Origin of the sequence: Sphingobacterium hotanense (genome assembly GCF_008274825.1) — a bacterium.
Classification (GTDB): Bacteria; Bacteroidota; Bacteroidia; order Sphingobacteriales; family Sphingobacteriaceae; genus Sphingobacterium; species Sphingobacterium hotanense.
This window is the reverse complement of the sequence record NZ_CP030848.1, coordinates 2,668,129-2,687,333: the sequence shown is the minus strand read 5'-3', so window position 1 is coordinate 2,687,333 and position 19,205 is coordinate 2,668,129. Positions and strand designations below refer to the sequence as shown.

17 protein-coding genes are annotated in these 19,205 nt (G+C 41.1%); 10 read left to right on the top strand and 7 right to left on the bottom strand.

Translation table 11 applies throughout. From position 1 onward, the window contains the following. Positions 1–537 precede the first annotated feature (537 nt). Together dnaE and trxA are read left to right on the top strand one after the other, a co-directional pair. A complete protein-coding gene (dnaE, locus tag DSM08_RS11245; RefSeq protein ID WP_149526245.1) occupies positions 538–4,959 on the top strand; it encodes a DNA polymerase III subunit alpha in 4,422 nt (1,473 codons plus the stop codon). A 104-nt stretch (positions 4,960–5,063) separates the two neighbouring features. Next, entirely contained in the window at positions 5,064–5,381 is a 318-nt protein-coding gene (gene trxA / locus DSM08_RS11240) for a thioredoxin (protein WP_149526244.1), read from the top strand. 79 nt (positions 5,382–5,460) lie between these two features. Here the strand turns inward: trxA and DSM08_RS11235 are convergent, their stop codons facing one another. Beyond that, complete coding sequence (locus tag DSM08_RS11235; protein WP_149526243.1) at positions 5,461–7,329, bottom strand: TonB-dependent receptor plug domain-containing protein; 1,869 nt, start codon at positions 7,327–7,329, stop codon at positions 5,461–5,463. A gap of 47 nt (positions 7,330–7,376) precedes the next feature. Beyond that, positions 7,377–8,318, bottom strand: coding sequence for a zinc dependent phospholipase C family protein (locus DSM08_RS11230; protein ID WP_149526242.1), 942 nt, complete (start codon positions 8,316–8,318; stop codon positions 7,377–7,379). Positions 8,319–8,428: 110 nt separating this feature from the next. Here DSM08_RS11230 and DSM08_RS11225 point away from each other — a divergent pair, with 110 nt between their 5' ends. The 3 genes from DSM08_RS11225 to DSM08_RS11215 are packed head-to-tail and all read left to right on the top strand — an operon-like array spanning position 8,429 to position 10,984. Further along, the gene (locus tag DSM08_RS11225) at positions 8,429–9,415 is read left to right on the top strand and encodes a glycosyltransferase family protein (RefSeq protein WP_149526241.1); all 987 of its coding nucleotides are present in this window, start codon (positions 8,429–8,431) and stop codon (positions 9,413–9,415) included. Between the two features lie 2 nt (positions 9,416–9,417). Beyond that, entirely contained in the window at positions 9,418–10,092 is a 675-nt protein-coding gene (locus DSM08_RS11220) for an FKBP-type peptidyl-prolyl cis-trans isomerase (protein ID WP_149526240.1), read from the top strand. Continuing rightward, on the top strand, positions 10,079–10,984 hold the full coding sequence (locus DSM08_RS11215) for an aldo/keto reductase (protein WP_149526239.1): 906 nt from the start codon (positions 10,079–10,081) through the stop codon (positions 10,982–10,984). Before DSM08_RS11220 ends, DSM08_RS11215 begins: the two co-directional genes overlap by 14 nt. Positions 10,985–10,986: 2 nt before the next feature. Here DSM08_RS11215 and kdsB read toward each other — a convergent pair whose 3' ends face one another. From kdsB to DSM08_RS11195, 4 genes are all read right to left on the bottom strand, one after another. Further along, positions 10,987–11,730 (bottom strand): 3-deoxy-manno-octulosonate cytidylyltransferase, encoded by a 744-nt coding sequence (kdsB, locus tag DSM08_RS11210; protein ID WP_149526238.1) that lies wholly within the window; start codon positions 11,728–11,730, stop codon positions 10,987–10,989. A gap of 249 nt (positions 11,731–11,979) precedes the next feature. Then, positions 11,980–12,594 (bottom strand): deoxynucleoside kinase, encoded by a 615-nt coding sequence (locus DSM08_RS11205; RefSeq protein ID WP_149526237.1) that lies wholly within the window; start codon positions 12,592–12,594, stop codon positions 11,980–11,982. Between the two features lie 8 nt (positions 12,595–12,602). After that, a complete protein-coding gene (gene trpS / locus DSM08_RS11200; RefSeq protein WP_149526236.1) occupies positions 12,603–13,601 on the bottom strand; it encodes a tryptophan--tRNA ligase in 999 nt (332 codons plus the stop codon). A 111-nt stretch (positions 13,602–13,712) separates the two neighbouring features. After that, positions 13,713–14,093, bottom strand: coding sequence for a hypothetical protein (locus tag DSM08_RS11195; protein WP_149526235.1), 381 nt, complete (start codon positions 14,091–14,093; stop codon positions 13,713–13,715). 132 nt (positions 14,094–14,225) lie between these two features. Between DSM08_RS11195 and DSM08_RS11190 the strand changes: the two genes are divergently transcribed. Both DSM08_RS11190 and DSM08_RS11185 read left to right on the top strand, forming a co-directional pair. Further along, on the top strand, positions 14,226–14,630 hold the full coding sequence (locus tag DSM08_RS11190; protein WP_149526234.1) for a hypothetical protein: 405 nt from the start codon (positions 14,226–14,228) through the stop codon (positions 14,628–14,630). A gap of 53 nt (positions 14,631–14,683) precedes the next feature. Continuing rightward, a complete protein-coding gene (locus DSM08_RS11185; protein ID WP_246172225.1) occupies positions 14,684–15,493 on the top strand; it encodes an SDR family oxidoreductase in 810 nt (269 codons plus the stop codon). A 15-nt stretch (positions 15,494–15,508) separates the two neighbouring features. Here DSM08_RS11185 and DSM08_RS11180 read toward each other — a convergent pair whose 3' ends face one another. Further along, positions 15,509–16,384, bottom strand: a complete 876-nt coding sequence (locus DSM08_RS11180; protein ID WP_149526232.1) for a PPK2 family polyphosphate kinase — start codon at positions 16,382–16,384, stop codon at positions 15,509–15,511. A 290-nt stretch (positions 16,385–16,674) separates the two neighbouring features. Between DSM08_RS11180 and DSM08_RS11175 the strand changes: the two genes are divergently transcribed. The 3 genes from DSM08_RS11175 to DSM08_RS11165 are packed head-to-tail and all read left to right on the top strand — an operon-like array spanning position 16,675 to position 19,165. Beyond that, positions 16,675–17,289 carry a SatD family protein gene (locus DSM08_RS11175; protein ID WP_149526231.1) on the top strand — a complete coding sequence of 205 codons (615 nt, stop codon included), beginning with the start codon at positions 16,675–16,677 and terminating at the stop codon, positions 17,287–17,289. Further along, the gene (locus tag DSM08_RS11170; RefSeq protein WP_149526230.1) at positions 17,270–18,001 is read left to right on the top strand and encodes a DUF3307 domain-containing protein; all 732 of its coding nucleotides are present in this window, start codon (positions 17,270–17,272) and stop codon (positions 17,999–18,001) included. Before DSM08_RS11175 ends, DSM08_RS11170 begins: the two co-directional genes overlap by 20 nt. 12 nt (positions 18,002–18,013) lie before the next feature. Next, entirely contained in the window at positions 18,014–19,165 is a 1,152-nt protein-coding gene (locus DSM08_RS11165; RefSeq protein WP_149526229.1) for a serine hydrolase domain-containing protein, read from the top strand. Positions 19,166–19,205: the final 40 nt, after the last annotated feature.

Here is a 19,205-nt window from a genome sequence, read left to right as displayed (position 1 = left end):
AGACAACATTCCTTTTATCTTTCCACCCGATCCTGCCCAACCTCGAATCCTTCCTTTCCTCGTTCAAAGACAAACTTTCCTTTTAACTTTCCACCCGATCCTGCTCATCCTTAAATCCTTCCTTTCCTGGTTCAAGACAAACTTTCCTTTCTAAGCCAAAAATTCAAAACAACATTCCCTTCCTAAACCTAACATTTAAAACAATCCTTCCTTCCTTCCTCCCTTCGTAAGCCATACTCTAATATCTCACATCTCATATCTAATATCTTAATAACGTCTTAATACTAACTACTATCTACTAACTACTATTCAAACCCCTTTCAAACCCAATGTATAACCCTTTCAGAACCCTTTCGGATTGGGTTTGATAGGGCTTTGAAAGAGGTAACAAAAGTCATTAACTGCTTGATGACTTGTCTTTGGTTCATAATTCCTTAGTATTTATTGCGTTAACAATAATGATATTGATGTTACTTTCGCTTATGGAATATTATTGATTTTATTGAGTATTTTTGTTAGTTCAAGAGGGGATAAACTATGTATATAATTTTCGATACAGAAACGACGGGATTGCCGAAGAGATGGGATGCGCCGATAACAGACACGGATAACTGGCCTAGGTGTATTCAAATTGCTTGGCAGCTCCACGATGAGATGGGAAGGATGATCGAACATCAGGATTACTTGATCAAACCTGATGGCTTTAACATTCCTTATGATTCCGAAAAGATACACGGTATTTCAACAGCCTTAGCCGAAGAGGAAGGTATTCCATTGACCGATGTTTTAGTAAAATTCAATGAGGCATTAGCGAAGGCTAAGTTTGTCGTTGGACAGAATATTGGCTTTGATATCAATGTGATGGGCTGTGAGTTCCATCGCTATTCGGTCGATAGTCCGATGGCGTCCATGCCGATCTTGGATACCTGTACGGAGGTGACTGCAGAACTATTGAAACTTCCCGGAGGTCGCGGTGGTCGATTCAAATTACCAAACCTGACCGAATTACATAGCTATTTATTCGGGGTTCCTTTTGCAGAGGCACACAATGCGACTGCCGACGTTGAAGCAACCACTCGCTGTTTCTTTGAGCTTGTAAGACGTAATGTTTTTAAAGCTGAAGAGCTACAGGTTGACACGGGCTATTTTGTAGAATTTAAGCAGCAGCACCCTGAGGTCGTCGAGTCTGTCGGTTTAAAACATGTCAACTTAAAAGCGGCTTCAGACGCAATTCGTGAGAAAACAGAACCAGCGCCGACGGTTGTAAAAATCGATGCCGACACGCTGGAGGCATTGGCGAATGCTAATTTTGCGCATTTACATAATCATACACAGTTTTCTGTATTGCAGTCAACGATTTCTATTGATAGCCTCGTACAGGCCGCTGCAAAACAAAAGATGCCGGCTGTGGCGATGACCGATCATGGAAACATGATGGGGGCATTCCACTTCGTGAATAAAGTATTAGGCTATAACAAAGATCTTGAAGCAAAGCAAAAGGAAGCCGAAGAAAAAGGTGAAGCCTTCGATGGCGTTCCGATCAAGCCCATTGTCGGGTGCGAATTCTTCATCTGTGAGAATAGAAAAGATAAATCTAGAAAAGACAACGGCTACCAAGTTGTTTTTCTGGCTAAGAATAAAAACGGTTATCATAACCTCGCTAAGATGGCTTCTGCCGCTTATACAGAGGGATTCTATTATGTACCACGTATTGATAGAGAGATAGTCGAAAAGTATAAAGAAGATTTAATCGTTCTTTCTGGAAACCTGCAGGGTGAGGTGCCAAGTAAATTGCTGAATATTGGTGAGGTGCAGGCTGAAGAAGCGCTGTTATGGTGGAAAGAACGCTTTGGCGAAGACTTCTATATCGAAGTCATGCGCCATGGTCAGGAAGATGAAAATCGTGTGAACGAAGCAATAATTCAGTTGGCGCGCAAACATGCGGTGAAAATTATTGCAACGAACAACACCTATTACGTCAATAAGGCAGATGCGCATGCGCACGATATCCTTCTATGTGTAAAAGACGGAGAGAAGCTTTCTACGCCGAAAGGTAGAGGAAGGGGGTTCCGCTTTGGATTGCCGAATCAGGAATACTACTTCAAATCGTCTGAAGAGATGAAGAAAGTTTTCGAAGATCTACCGGAAGCCATTATCAATATCGATGAGATCTTAAATAAGGTGGAAACCTATGTTTTAGCTCGTGAAGTACTACTTCCAAAATTTGAGATTCCGGAAGAGTTCCAACACGCGGAAGACGAAGTTGATGGAGGCAAACGAGGGGAGAACGCCTATTTAAAGGATTTAACATACAAAGGTGCCGCAAGGCGATATGCGGAGATTACCGACGATATCCGCGAACGCCTAGACTTTGAGCTCGCTACAATCGAAAAAACGGGTTATCCTGGTTATTTCTTGATTGTACAAGACTTTATTGCAGAAGCAAGAAATATGGGAGTATCGGTAGGTCCGGGACGTGGTTCGGCAGCAGGATCAGCCGTTGCCTATTGTTTAGGAATTACAAATATAGACCCAATCAAATACGATTTGCTATTTGAGCGTTTCTTAAATCCTGACCGTGTATCCATGCCCGATATTGATATCGACTTTGATGACGAGGGCCGTGGACGTGTTATGCAATATGTAATCGATAAGTATGGTTCGTCTCAGGTAGCTCAAATCATTACTTACGGAACGATGGCTGCAAAGTCCTCCATCAAAGATACGGCGCGTGTGCTGGATCTTCCATTGGCGGATGCCAACGAGATTGCTAAGTTAATTCCCAATTTGAAGCTGAGCAAGATCTTCAATATGGAAGATAAGGCGCTGAAAGAGGTGCTTCGCAGCGAAGAACTAGAGGCGGTTAACCGATTGAAAGGTTTAGCCGATGGCGCTGGATTAGAGGCAGAGACAATTAAGCAGGCTAGGGTATTGGAAGGCTCCATGCGCAATACCGGTATTCACGCCTGTGGTGTTATTATTACGCCAGACGATATTACCAATTTCGTACCGGTTTCTTTGGCGAAAGACTCCGACCTCTACGTTACCCAGTATGATAACTCGGTCGTTGAGAGTGCGGGTCTCTTAAAGATGGACTTCTTGGGGTTAAAGACTTTGACCCTGATCAAAGATACCGTTCAGAACGTCAAGTTGCGCCATGGTATCGATCTGGATCCGGAAGCTTTCGATATCGAAGACACGCTGACTTATGAGCTTTTCCAACGCGGTGAAACGATTGGTATCTTCCAATATGAGTCGCCCGGGATGCAGAAATACATGAAGGAACTGAAGCCTACGGTATTTGCCGATTTAATTGCCATGAACGCATTATATCGCCCGGGGCCGATGGAATACATTCCTTCCTTTATTAAGCGTAAGCATGGGATAGAACCGATCACTTATGACGTCGATGCCTGTGAGGAATACTTAGCCGAAACCTACGGTATTACAGTTTATCAGGAGCAGGTAATGCTTTTATCGCAAAAATTAGCTGGTTTCTCAAAAGGTGATGCCGACGTTTTGCGTAAGGCGATGGGTAAGAAGCAAAAGGCAGTCTTGGATAAGATGAAGCCCAAGTTTATCGATCAGGCCGCAGAAAAGGGACATAATCCTAAAGTATTAGAGAAAATTTGGACCGACTGGGAAGCCTTTGCATCGTATGCCTTCAACAAGTCGCACTCAACCTGTTATGCATGGATTGCATACCAAACGGCATTTTTAAAAGCGCATTACCCTGCGGAATATATGGCTGCGGTTTTATCGAACAACATGAACGATATTAAGCAGGTAACTTTCTTTATGGAAGAGTGTAGAAGAATGGGCTTAACGGTTTTAGGACCAGATGTCAATGAGTCGCATTATAAATTTACAGTAAACGAGGAAGGAGCGATTCGCTTCGGTATGGGAGCAGTGAAAGGTGTTGGTGCCGGGGCGGTAGAAACTATTGTTCAGAGCCGAGAGGGCGAACCTTATAAGTCGATCTTTGACTTGGCGAAGCGCGTTGATTTACGAATGATCAATAAGAAGGCTTTCGAAAGCCTTGCGTATGGAGGCGGCTTTGACTCGTTTTCTGATACCCATCGTGCACAGTACTTTTACTCCGATTCGGATAACCCTAGCGGTATAGAAAAAGCGTTGAAGTTCGCACATAAATTCAGGGAGAATGAAAACTCTGCACAGGTAAGTCTATTTGGGGCAGGCGGAGCGGTGGAATTACCCGAACCGAGCTTAACTCCATGTCCGCAATGGGGCTTAATTGAAAAATTGAAATATGAAAAGGATGTAATCGGGATTTACCTAACCAGCCATCCTTTAGATAACTATAAATTTGAATTGAGACATTTTTGTCCAAACAATGTAACCGACTTACAGTTAATCAATAAGGCGAAAGCTTCTGAAGTTGATCAGGAGGTTCTGTTAGATTTCAATCGCATCAAGAATAAAGAGGTCGTATTGGGCGGAATTATCGCGCTGGCGAATCATCGCGTAGCGAAATCCGGAAAGCCATTCGGCTCATTTATCATTGAGGATTATTGGGACTCATACGAGATCATGGTATTCGGTGAAGATTACGTCAAGTTTAAAGGATATCTTCAGGAAGGGTATTTTGTACAGATCCGTGGTCTTGTTCAGGAACGCTTCAAGCAGGTTGGAAACTGGGGCTTTGAGTTGAAGAATATTCAACTGTTGTCGGATTTGCGCGAGAAGATGGCGAAGAGTTTCACTATTCAATTCCCGCTGCATGTGCTCGACACCGAGTTTATGAGTACCCTAAATCAGCTAATTTCTTGTACGCAGGTAGAAGGACAGGAGGCAAATTGTCAGTTGAAGTTCAAAATCATGGACGAACAGGATAAGCTTTCCATCGAAATGCCGGTCAAAAAGCGTAAAATCTTTATCACAAATGAGTTTTTAGATGGCTTAGAAGCTCTGGAAGGCGTGAATTATAGATTAAATTGATAGCCAATAGAAAAAATGTTAACACAGAACAAATAGCAAATACAAGGGTATTCATTATCTTTGTTTATATTTAGAACTATAAATCATAAATTAATTAAATAAATATGGCATTAGAAATTACAGACAGCAACTTCGAAGAGGTTGTGTTAAAATCAGATAAACCAGTGCTTATCGATTTTTGGGCTGAATGGTGTGGTCCATGTCGTATGGTTGGTCCATTAGTGGACGAGATTGCTACTGAATACGAAGGAAAAGCAGTAGTTGGTAAAGTGAATGTGGATAACAACCCAGATATTTCCGTTCGTTACGGAATCCGTAATATCCCTGCATTATTGTTCTTCAAGAACGGTGAGATTGTTGACAAACAAATCGGCGCAGTACCAAAATCAGTTCTAGCAGAGAAATTAGACAAACAATTATAATCCTTATAATTGCTTCTAAGCATAAAAAAGGGGATCTTTTATCGAGATCCCCTTTTTTTATCTATTGTTAATTCTGTTCTTATCGCTGAACCCATTGATATCGTAAACCCAAATTTGCCCATCGAGTAGGCATTGGTACAGCACCAACTTCAATATACTTTTCATCAAAGATATTCTGTATATCCGCAAAAATTGAAATACTCTTTTTGGAGTATGCTAACCGTAAATCCGAAACAAAATAGGAGTTGGAGGAACTTCGTTCCAACCATCGATTGGCAGAAGTAATCGACCATGTTCTGAAAGCATAGCTCACCGTTGCCTGTGCCTGGTGCCTTAAACTCTCAATGCCATATTTGATGATCGTATTCTTATAGTCGTTAATAATCGACGGATTTAAATAGGTATATGCCAAGTTTACCGTCATGTGCTGATCAGTTCCAAATGCGGTCTTATATCCTAGATTGGAATAAACACCATGGGTTTTATTACTGCCTAAGTTCTGAGCTTGGTATGGAACATCGGTACTTTCCCTAAGCCAATCTATAAAACGGCTTATATCGCGATAGAAGTATCCTGCTTGGAAGCTCCATTTATTTCGCGAGTACTGCAGTCCGATTTCATTCTGCCAAGCTGATTCACTCTTTAGATCGGGGTTTCCGATATTACCGGGACGTTGATTAAGGTATAGGTCGGTAAATGTAGGAATGCGCTGGCTTGTTCCACTGTTGACCGAAAGGCGCAGGTTCTCGGTTGCTTGAAAACCGATGTCGATACCTGGGAATACTTCCCAATCATAATCGCTATTGTAGTTAACATACGCCCCCACATTGATATCAAACCTGTCGAATTTTGTAATTCTAAACTCCGTGAAGAATCCATAATTCTCCCGACTGTGTTTTCCAATATTAGAACTGCTGATATCTTCAAACCGCGCTTCGGCACCGATTCCTAAATCGCCTAAGGCGGTTTGATAGCGAGCATGCAATTCTGTGCTTAGCGTCTGGGTGTAATGCTTGCTGCGTCCTTTGCTCAGGTCATGGCGAAAATAACGGTAGTCGTCTTCGTTATAACGATGACTGATACGAGGACTTAGGTACCACTTGTTCAATTGATGATGTGATGAAATACTGGAGATCACGGTTTCTACTAATTCCTCCGACTCCTTGTCGCCTGGAGCAGCATAATATCCATTTGCGCCGAATTCATTATTGATGTATCCGGCCATCATTTGAATGCGGTGATCCGGTGCTATGCTTATCTGATTTTGGTAGTACAGTTTTTCATTGTCGGCTCCGCTGTTATAGCGCTGCCCGTTGCTATGTTCCTTTCCAAAATAAAGCTGATGCTGATGTGTCTTTCTAACAAAAGAGCCACCAACCTGCACAGCATTCGCGTAGTAAATACCGTCTTTCCCGGCTTCCTCTTCGACTTTCTTAAAAGAACTACCGCCATTGACTTGCACAAATACACTGTTAGATTCAGCTTGTTTCGTCACGATATTAACGGCGCCTGTTAACCCATTGATTCCATATATGCGAGATACAGGTCCTCTCAATATTTCAATTCGCTGAATTTCTGAGAGCGGCACTGGCAAGTTAAGCATATGATGTGCCGTCTGTGGATCAGACAATTTAACACCATTAATCAAGATCAGGGTTTGATCGAAGCTACCACCGTCGATTCCGATATCGGCTTGTGTGCCGAAAGGGCCACGCTGCCGGATGTCTACACCTGCGGCATAGCGCAATACTTCGTTGATGCTTGTGCTAGGCAAAGCCTGTATCTCCTCTTGATTGATAATTTGAATGTTTCTATTACGTTGATCAAAAGGTATCAGCAATCTGTTCTCTTGAATAATTACTTCTTTTAATTGGGTTGTGTCGTTCTGTTGGGCTAATAAGAAGCTTGGTGTAATACTAAATAATAGTAAAAGTTTCTTCGATAACATAGAAAAAAATTTCTCAAAGGTAAATAAAAACTAGAAATCGCCAAGCGCTAATGCCATTCTTCGCGGCCTTTCGGACTAAGTCGCTGATATGGAATGCTATCCTTTTTATTTATTTCAAATGGGGCAAGCTCGCTTAGATCGGGTTGTCCGGCATCGATCCATGCCGAATACCAAAGTGATGCCGTAGCATGTATAGCCTTGCGGATTCTCCGCTCGACCATACCATTCAGGGCTTCATGATATCGTTCGCAAAACTCGTCACTATAGTTCAACATCAATATATTGTTCCGTAGGACATAGCTTTTCTTCATCCGGTGAGACATGCTGGCGCTTACCTTTTTTTCTAAATCAAAAACGGAATCTAATAGCGCATGACTTTCATGTACGGCATTCCACGCAAATTCCACTACGTTATCTATGTAGACTGGTTTTCCCACATACAGGTCATAGGAATGCATAAAGCGCTCAGGCAATCGCGTTTCCCAGAGCGCGTGAATTCCGACTTGCCCGCTCAGTTGTCCATTGTAATTACTTGTGGTATGCAATGGGACGTGCGCATCTGAAGCGTAATGCCCTAAATCGGCAGCTTGTCGAATGATAGCCTGCGCGTTTTTCTCATGGAACGCCTTAAGAAGCTTCCTATAGGTTAGATCTATTTGCCAGGGGACAATGCCTCGCATCAATATTTCATGTTGCCGTAGTCTTTTATTTAGCTTAAACCAGGGGACTACCAATGAATCGGACAATTGCTCGTAACGATCCAGGTCGATAAAATGCCGGGTAGACTCTGCGCTGTCTATATAAACTCGTTTATCGGCGTTGATTGCTTTTTCGGTAATTGCATACAGATGCTTTTTAAAGAAAGGCGCTAAGTCTGCCGGTAGGGAATATGTAGCATGCTTATTTATAGTACGATGCGCAAAAAAGCCCCAGGATTGTAAGGAAGCAGCAAAAATAATCAACAGAACAGCTGCGAATAGCATTTTCATTGTTCGAACATCAGATTATCGAAATATAGCTATGTTTAATAAAAGAATAATGAATTTAATGATAAGTTATTAATCGTTTTTCGTTACTTTGAGGCTCAATCAAGCTGTAGATGAAAATTTTGTATGCTGTACAGGGTACAGGAAATGGACATTTAACAAGGGCAATTGACGTTATTCCCTGCCTGCAAGCCCACGGTCAAGTGGACGTCTTAGTAAGTGGTATCCAAGCGGATATTCAACTACCTTTCGAAGTCAAATATCGATATCATGGTTTAAGCTTTATCTTCGGTAAATCCGGCGGTGTAGATCTATGGAAAACCTTTATGGCATCAACGGTTCGTAAGTTCGTCAAGGAAGTGAACTCAGTGCCGGTGGAAGACTATGATTTGGTGATCAACGATTTTGAACCCATCTCCGCATGGGGCTGTTATTTCAAGGAAAAGCCTTGCATTGGGCTAAGCCATCAAATCGGCGCATTCGATCCGGCCAGTCCGAAGCCCGAAGAAGCCGATATGTTAGGGAAGTTCATTATGAAAAACTATGCACCTTCCACCCATTCCTATGGGTTCCATTTCAAGTCGTATGCTAGCCATATCTTTACGCCTGTAATCCGACAATCTGTTCGTCAACTAGATCCCGTCGATAATGGTCATTACACCGTCTACCTGCCTTCATACGATGATGCGCACTTGATCAAACAATTGACGCGATTCCCCGATATTAAGTGGGAAGTCTATTCCAAGCATAATAAGAGACCGTTCAAACAAAAGAATGTTTCCATAAATCCCATCAATAGCGATGCTTTTGTGCAAAGTATGGCAAGTGCTTCGGGTATTTTATGTGGTGCAGGCTTTGAAACCCCCGCTGAAGCCTTATATTTGGGAAAGAAATTATTGGTTATACCTATGAAAAACCAATATGAGCAGCATTTGAATGCCGCTTCCCTAGAGGAAATCGGTGTTCCGGTCGTTAAATCGCTAAAAAAGAAATACGAATATGATATGGAGGCATGGCTGAATGCCAAGTCTCGAGTTACCGTCGATTACCCGGACTGTACTGCTGATATTGTGGAGAAGATCATAAAAAAACACAGCTAAGAATGAGATTAATACTTGGATTATTATCCATCTGTTTCGCACTAAATACGTCCGCACAATCTTTAAAAACTGCAAATGATTCTTTAAGCTACGCTTTGGGATTGGATGTGGGTAGGAATTTAAAACAACTGGATTTCCAGGTGAATCAAGATGTACTGGCAAAAGCAATCAAACAAGCGCTAGATAAGAAAGATCAACGATTTACGGAGTCTCAAACGAATGAAATTATTCGTTCTGGTCTAAACCGACTAGGCGAGGAAAAGATTGCAAAAACCAAAGCTGCCTCCCAGGCTTATTTAGATCAGAATAAAAAGAAACCCGGCGTCATCACGACTGAGGAAGGTCTGCAATATCAGGTACTTCAAGAAGGAACAGGCTTGCATCCCAAACCAAATGATATGGTAGTTGTTCATTATAAGGGGATGCTTGCAGACGGGACTGTTTTCGATAATAGCTATGAACGCAATGAGCCCCTGGATATTGAAATTGGTAGAACGATACCAGGCTGGATTATCGGCATTCCAACGATGAAAGTAGGAGGAAAGACTCGCTTTGTAATTCCTTATGACTTGGGTTACGGCGAACGCAGCAGTGGACCAATTCCTGCTTACAGCACTTTAATATTCGAAGTTGAATTATTAAAAATTATTAGCGAGGAACCACATGAATCAATCTAATCTTTCTCATACCGACATACAAATTCCGGAATTATCTTTAGGTGCCATGTCTTTGGATTTCAAAGACGAGAAATTGGCCAGTTATATATTGGATCAGGCACTCGACCTGGGCATCAATTATATCGATACGGCGGATATGTATGACAAGGGCGAGAATGAGAAGTTGATTGGTGAAATCACAAAGAAGAATCGTGCTGCATGGACGATTGCGTCCAAGGTCGGTAACAAATGGCGCGCTGACGGATCGGGTTGGGATTGGGCTCCATCGAAATCCTATATTCTCGGAGCTGTTGAGACAAGCCTTCGCAATCTCCAAACCGACTATATTGATAACTACCAGTTGCACGGCGGTACTATCGATGATCCGTTTAATGAAATTATAGAGGCTTTCGAGCTGTTAAAAGAGCAGGGTAAAATTAAGGCATACGGTATTTCTTCGATACGGCCTAATGTATTTTTAAAGTATGCCAACGAAACCAATATTTCCAGCAATCTAATGCAATATTCTTTGCTGGATCGCCGGCCTGAGGAGTATTTAAACCTTTTAAATGAGGCTAAGGTTGCAGTTTTTGTACGTGGTGCCCTAGCGCAAGGTCTGTTAATTGATAAACCTGCAAAAAAATACTTGGAGTTTACGGAGCAAGAGGTTAAAGCTGCCCAAGAGGCAGTAAATGCGATAGCTAAGGATTTGGAAGTGCCGGCACTTGCTGTTGCGCTCAAATACCCATTGTTACATGATGCGGTGAAAAGTGTCGTTGTGGGAATTCGTACCGAATCGCAGTTCGCAGACTTGAAAGAAGCAATGCCCGCTATGGGCAAACTTAGTCTTTCTGACTATGAGCGTCTTTTAAACTTATTGCCTACCATCCGATATACAGACCATAGGCAATAATATTACACATTAAAGTACTTTCTTTTTATAGCGTCTAGATCTTCTGGCGTGTCAATAGCGTCATTAACATGACTGGATATTGCCGTCTTGATTTTATACCCGTTGTCAATCCATCGTAATTGTTCCAGCGATTCAATGCGCTCCAGATTGGAAATGGGAAGTTTCGTAAGTTCTTTCAACACGTTTGCGCGATATCCATAGATACCGATATGGTTGAAGTATTCCGCATCGTTTAACCAATTCTTCATCTCTTTTCCCCGGAAATATGGAATAGGTTGTCTGGAGAAGTAAATAGCCTCATTTTTCGCGTTCAATACAACCTTTGGTTTATTGACGTTTTCTAAATCGGCAAACTCTGTTATTTTTCTTATCAATGTGGCAATCTGCACCTCTTGATCGGAAAAGCATGAAACCAACAAGTCTATTTGCTGTGGGTCGATGAAAGGCTCGTCGCCCTGAATGTTAATCACAGTGTCGAAACCAGAGATGTTCTGTATCACCTCTGCACACCGATCGGTACCCGACTGATGGTTTCTACTCGTCATGACGACATTACCGGCGAAGCTTTTTACATGGTCATAAATTCGCTGATCGTCAGTTGCGACCACCACTTCACTTAGACTGCTCGCATGATTAACCTGATTATAAACACGTTGAATCATGGTCATTCCGCCAATATCGACCAAGGGTTTACCTGGGAATCGCGTAGAATCGTAGCGCGCTGGTATTACTCCAATAACTTTCATACCCAAAAATAGATATTTGATACCGCATTTTTAAAATCTGCTCCGTTTTCTTTAGCCAATTTTCTACAAATGAGTTAAAATGGGAGAGTGAACTCTACATTTTTTTGTCATACAAATTATGTCTTTTGACAGCAACGCTGATACAATCAACGCTCATCGTGGAAATTTAAAAGATGCACATTCAAAAAAAAGCCAGAACGTAGTTCTGGCTCATATGATATGCTTTTTTTATGCTGTTGTTAGTTCTTCTTAGAAAAGTCCAAACAATTCAGCTTCGATTTTTTGGATTATTTTTCCTAGGTCTTCTTGGTTGTTTGCGAAGTCTAAGTTGTCTTTATCTAAGACTAAAAGTTTTCCTTCTTTGTAGTTCCCGATCCATTTTTCGTACTTATCATTCAGTTTAGAAAGATAGTCTAGACGGATACCTGATTCATAGTCTCTACCACGTTTTTGGATGTTATTCACGAGGGTAGGAACAGAAGCCTTCAGGTACACCAATAAATCCGGCGGTTTGATGTAGTGGATGATCGATTGAAAAATGTCGCTGTAGTTTTCAAAGTCTCTAGCGCTCATCAATCCCATATCATATAAGTTCTCTGCAAAGATATAAGCATCTTCATAGATCGTTCTGTCCTGGATCATATTGATCTGACGATTTTGCAGATCTACGATATGACGGAATCTGCTATTAAGGAAGAAGATCTGCAGGTTGAAGGCCCAGCGTTTCATATCGCTGTAAAAATCTTCCAGATAAGGGTTGTTTTCTACGGCCTCGTATTGAGGTTCGAAGTTTAAGTGTTTGGCAAGTTTTTCTGTTAAAGTAGTTTTACCGGCACCAATATTTCCAACAATTGCTATATGCATAATTTCTATTAAAACAGTTTTTTAAGACCTATGATTTCACGAACTTCTTTGATGGTTTTCTGCGCGCTTGCTGCTGCTTTTTCAGCGCCCATCTTCACCACTTTTTTGATGTATTCATCGTCCTGACCGATGCTTTCGATTCTTGAACGTACATCTGCTGTCGCTAAGACCATGTCTTCGGCTAATTGCTTTTTGAAGTCGCCATAACGGATTTCACATTTGTTGTATAGTTCATCAAAATGCTCTACCGTATCAGCTGTTGATACGACCTTCATTAGATCAAAAAGATTTTGAACGGCTTCGGGTTTTGTTTGGTTTAACTCGGTAGGTCCATTGTCCGTCACTGCGCGCATAATCTTTTTACGGATTGCTTGTTCCGTATCGGATAAATAGATACAGTCTGCATCGCCATTTGATTTACCCATTTTCCCTTGTCCGGATAAGCCTGGTACTTTGACCAACTTGTCCGTATAAGCAAAAGCAAATGCCTCTTGGAAATAATCAACATTGTAAAGTCTGTTGAAACGATTACCGAATGTTCTCGTCATTTCTAAGTGCTGCTCCTGGTCTTTGCCAACAGGGACTTTAACGCCATGATGGATTAAGATATCACAAGCCATTAGCACGGGATAGGTCAATAGACCAGCATTTACGTTATTTGGGTTTGCGCGAACCTTGTCTTTGAAAGAAGTTGCTCTTTCTAATTCACCAAGGTAAGCGTTCATATTCATGTATAAATAAAGCTCTGCTACTTCAGGTACGTCTGATTGTACATAGATGGTAGATTTTTCAGGATCTAAGCCTGCAGCTAAATATTCAACCACTACGTTGCGGACCATGCTATTCAGGTCTTGCGGCGTCGGGTGAGTCGTTAAGGAGTGTAAATCAGCAATAAAAAAGAAACAGTTATATTCATCCTGCATCTTCACAAAATTGCTCAGCGCTCCATAGTAATTTCCTAAGTGTAATTTTCCGGTACTTCTAATACCACTAACAACAGTTTCCATATGGGTGCAAAGTTACGGAAAAAAAAGCTAGTTTTTCTTAGGCGTTATCGCAGAAATAGCAGGGAGAACAACTTTTATATTCAGTTTTTCACTGTCGATTTAGCGTACTGATTAGTAGATGTGTGGGTTTTCCAAGAGATCACAAACATAACCTAGAACCTCCGCTTCCGATGCCCCGTCTTCAAGCATAGAGAAAGTTAGGTAGGCTGCGTATATCTCGGGACTAAAGACAATATGTTTGTCGGAAATAATAGTATCTATAATTCCTTCACGTACATCGATCCCTAGGTGGTCTAATTCGTTGTGTAAGTTGGTGGAGATAGACTCATGATCTTCACCCGATGCAAACCCTACAATGATGTGTAGAACCAGTTTGTCGAAGAGTTCGGGCTGCATATTTTTAAACTTATTTGCATAGAGCTCCGCGTCGAAACGACTTTTTGCACTTGAGACAATTTTGTCCCAAATTAGGTATTCTGTTTTCGTTTGCATGGTTTAAAGTTTATAAATTGTTAAGGTAAATCTAATTAATATTCTGTTAATTTCCAACCTTTAAGGGTTGTATTTCTTACCAAATAATATAAAACAATCTCTTGTATTTGGGGGTTCTATTCTTAGTATTCAATGAAAAAAGAAAACATCATGGAAGAGAAAAAGAACAAAAAGAATGTTGAAGGAGAGGATGCGAATTTCGAACCTAGGGATTTGGCGTATAACGAAGAAGATGCGAGCTATGAATTGGACGTAAATGACAAAGATCCGGATTGGGATCACCCTGCAAATTACGATACGCTCAGTGAAGGCGCGGAAAACGACGATTCTACGTATGATTCCTCAAATCCCTATGTAGGAGATGAGTATGCAGATTTAGATGAGTTGCGAGAAGACAATCTGGAAGATAATAATATGCGAATTACAGATGCTTCCAATTTGCGAGTGTCGAAAAAGGATGAGGAATTGGCAAAAGATGAAGAAGATTATCGAGATGATTTAGACGCCGAGGGATATCCGAAGAACGATAAGGAATAATCTAATTTTCACATTTGTTTTTTTCGGGGTTGCCCTTTTAAAACCTATATTTATTGCAAAGAACATTAATCACGATGCAGATAGATTTAAAAGGTAAAACGGCTTTAGTTGGCGGTGCTTCAGCTGGAATTGGAAAAGCCATTGCGCAGGAACTTGCGAAATGTGGGGCCACTGTTTTTATTATGGCGCGGAATGAAGAAAAGCTGAAGAAAGTAGTTGCTGAGTTAGATAAAGAGGCTGGCCAAGAGCATGGCTATGTTGTTTCTGATTTTATGGATTATGAGAAGCATAAGACAATAATTGCTGGCTTTTTTAAATCACATCAGTTCGATATTCTGGTCAATAATACGAATGGTCCGGCGGCAGGGACTGTGTTGTCGAAAGAGGAGGAAGATTATCAAGGTGCTTTTGAACTATTGTTTCAAACAGCGGTTTATACCAGCAATCTTGCTTTATCGCATATGAAGCAACAGGGTTATGGTAGAATTATCAATGTTTCTTCGATGACGGTTAAAGAGCCACAGGATAGCTTGGTGCTGTCTAATACGATGCGTACGGCTTTAGTGAGTTGGAGCAAATCCTTAGCGAATGCGGTAGGAAGAGATGGCATTACAGTGAATTCGGTATTGACGGGTTATTTTGCTACTGATAGACTTTATAGCTTGATGGAGAAACAGGCTGAGCAGGAGGGGCTTGATATCGCGGTTATTGAGAAGCGTAGAAGGGACAGTATTCCTGTAAAGCGACTGGGTAAACCGGAGGAGTACGGCTATTTGGTAGCATTCCTAGCGTCGCCCTATGCGTCTTTCCTTACAGGTGCTTCAATACCCTTAGATGGAGGTATTTCAAACTTAATATTCTAAAACACAATTGGAAGCTTATTCGGCTTCCAATTGTTCTTTATATTTTCTTTTATGTTCTTCGACCTCCGGTTCCATTTCCGGATACTGTATATCCTGGTAGGTCGATAAGACTTCGTAGATAATCTGTGCGACTAGATATCGGCTTACGGGTTTGCTATCTGAAGGGATGATATACCAACGCGCATTCTTTTTGCTGGTGTTTTTGATGGCATCTTCATAGCATTCCATGTATTTGTCCCAGAGTTTTCGTTCTTCCAAGTCGCCGGGAGAAAACTTCCAGTTCTTTTCTTCTTCTTCCAGTCGGCTCAAGAGTCTTTCTTTCTGTTCATCCTTGCTTAGGTTGAGGAAGAACTTAAATATGATAGTTCCATTTTCGACAATGCGTTTTTCGAAATTGTTGATTTGTTCGAAACGCATTTTCCAAAAATCTTTTGGAAGATCTTTCGGATTATTGATATGGGGGATTCGTTCGTTTAATAGATATTCAGGATGTACTCTTGTTACTAACACATTTTCATAATGCGTTCTATTGAACACAGCGAACTTTCCCTTTTCTGGGAGCTTGATCTCGTGGCGCCATAAATAGTCGTGTTCCAGTTCTTGAGAATTTGGTGTCTTGAAACTTTCAACGACAACACCTCGAACATTGAAGTCTTTAAAAACTTCCCTGATCAGCGAGTCTTTCCCTGAGGTGTCCATTCCTTGCAGACAGATTAATACACTGTATTTATCGTGTGCATACATTTTATCTTGTAGCTCTGCTATTTTCTTGCGAACCTTTTTCAGCTCCGCTTTTGCATCGTCGGGATTGATTTCATCACGAATATCGGTGGGGTGTTCCTTTATTTTAAAACTGCTTTTTGCTGTTAAGAGCTTCGAATAGTTCGTCATAGTTTATAGTTTGATCTTAGCAATTTACTAAATATTATGTTTTGTTTGCTTGGAGAGATAACGATTGTTATGGGTGTTTTATTTTTGTTTTGACTCATTTTAGTCAAATATTAAATTATGACTTATTTTAATCATATTTGGAATTATGACTTATTTTAATCATATTTGGAATTATGACTTATATGAGTCATAATTTGATATTTGATTAAATTTGGTCATATGATGGATTTGCTTATCTTTAGGCAATCAAAAAGCCTAGACAGCATCTACCAGCGATAAACGAAATAATTATGACATTTCATTTAGTAATTACTGGCGACATTATTCATTCCCGCAAATACGATAGCAGCGAATGGCTTCCGCAATTGGAACAAGCCTTAAAGCTATATAGTACGGATTTTGATGTCTTTCGAGGCGACAGCTTTCAGGCGGAGCTTCCCTTGTCAAATTTATTTTCGAGTATATTTTATTTAAAGTCTGTTATTCGACAAAAGGAGGGGATGGATGTCCGTATGGGGATTGGTGTAGGAGAAATTAGCTACCGAGATTCCAGTATCAAAAAAACCAGCGGAGAGGCTTTTGTGAATTCGGGCAAAGCATTAGACTCGTTAAACAAAGAAAGTCTAGCCTTTATATCTCCATGGGAGGAGTTAGATGAACAAATCAACTTGATTTTAACGCTGAGTACCCGTTTGGTGGACCAATGGACTGCAAACATGGCGGAAGCTGTGCAGATGGTGATGGATCATCCCGACAAAAGTCAGTTGGAAATCACGCAATTGCTGAAGCGAACACATCAAAGCCAAGTGAGCCGTGAGCTCAATAAGGCGAATTATACAAAACTGGGTCAAGTAATACAATATTGCACCAACCAACTCGCAAGCTATGTTGACAAATCTGCTTAAGATGTTTATTGCCCATCTGATCGGGGATTTTGTTTTGCAACCTAAGTCCTGGGTACAGAAGCGGAATACGCAAATACAATACTTATTCTATCATGTTGGGGTGCATGGCGCGTTGTTATTGCTGTTCTTTATCAATGACTTAGCGAATAATTGGCAGAACATCGTGTTCTTATTGGCCTCACATCTGGCAATAGACAGCATTAAAATCGGTGTAGAGAACCGTTGGAAAGTAAACCCAATTCGTCTATTCATTATCGATCAGCTGCTACATATTGCTAGTATAGTGGCTATTTATTTCTATTGGACGCCTAACGCTTGGACAGAACTAATGGAACTGGTCAATTGGAATAAACTGTTGTTGTTGCTGATTGCGATAATTCTTATCGTGTTTGCTATACCTATCGTTATCCGAGTCTTCTTTAGCAAGTGGCAAAAGGAAGCTGATTTTAACAGTAAGCGCAGTGAGACCTTATTTGATGCCGGCACGGTTATCGGAGTGATGGAACGTCTCATGATTATGGGCTTTGTGATGTTAGGGTTGAATGAAGGTATTGGATTTCTACTGGCGGCAAAATCGATATTCCGTTTTGGAGATCTAACGAATGCACGCGACACCAAATTTACAGAATACGTGATGATCGGTACTTTACTTAGTTTCGGGCTGGGGATGCTCGTTGCATTTGGGCTGAAGTACTGCCTCACACTCGTATAAATAATATCATACATGAAGAACATCTATCAAATTACAAAGAAAGTTGCCTTTGCCTGCGTGGGATTGATTATCAGTAGCCAAGTATTCGCACAATCTACAGGCTTCGAACAAAAATTAAAAGACGTAGCGAATAAATATGAGGCTGTGGGTTTAGCGGTTGTGGTAGTGAAAGACGGCAAGCCGGTATACCAGCATGCGCTAGGCTATAAGAACTTGGAGAACAAAGAGCCATTGACGACAGACAACTTATTCCGCATTGCTTCCATTTCAAAGTCTTTCAGTGCAACGGCGATTATGCAACTGGTTGAACAGGGGAAGATCTCCCTGACAGATGATTTTAGTGATCTAGTGGGCTTCAAAATTAGAAATCCAAAATACCCAGATACGAAGATTACCTTGGAAATGGTTTTATCGCATCGTTCGAGTATTAACGATAGCAATGGATATTTTGAATTAGATGTCATCAATCCAGAAAAGAATCCGAATTGGGCGAAGTCTTACAATGACTATAAGCCAGGAACGGATTACGAATATTGCAACTTGAATTTCAATATGGTAGGCGCGGTACTTGAGCGCCTGAGCAATGTGCGATTTGATAATTATATCAAGCAACAGATATTAAGTCCTCTGGGTTTAAATGCAGGCTACTGCATTGATTCATTGGATTGTTCGAGATTCGCCACGCTCTATGTTAAAGAGGAGGGAACTTTTAAAGCACAGCCATCGGCTTATAATCCACGATCTGAGGAGATCCGGAATTACACCATGGGTGTTTCTACGCCTGTATTTTCGCCGACCGGCGGGATGAAAATTTCTGCAAATGATCTTGCAAAGTATATGACGATGCATATGAACTACGGTAAATCTGGGGGGATAAAGATCATTAGCAAGAAAAGCGCGAAACGTATGCAAAAGGGTTTATCTGCAAAAGAACATTATGGATTAGCACTTTTAGAGACAGATAAACTTATTCCTGGAGAACATATGATCGGACATACGGGTTCTGCATATGGTCTTTACAGTAATATGTTCTTTGAGCCTAAGAAGAAATTTGGGTTCATTGTTATAACGAATGGTTGCATCCCTACGCAGGATAGCGACGACGATATCATGTTGTCTAAAGATGTTATCCGATTGTTATATAGTGAATTCGTGAAAAAATAAGTAAACTTGAGTGAAATTCTAGCTAAAGAAGGCGAGGAAG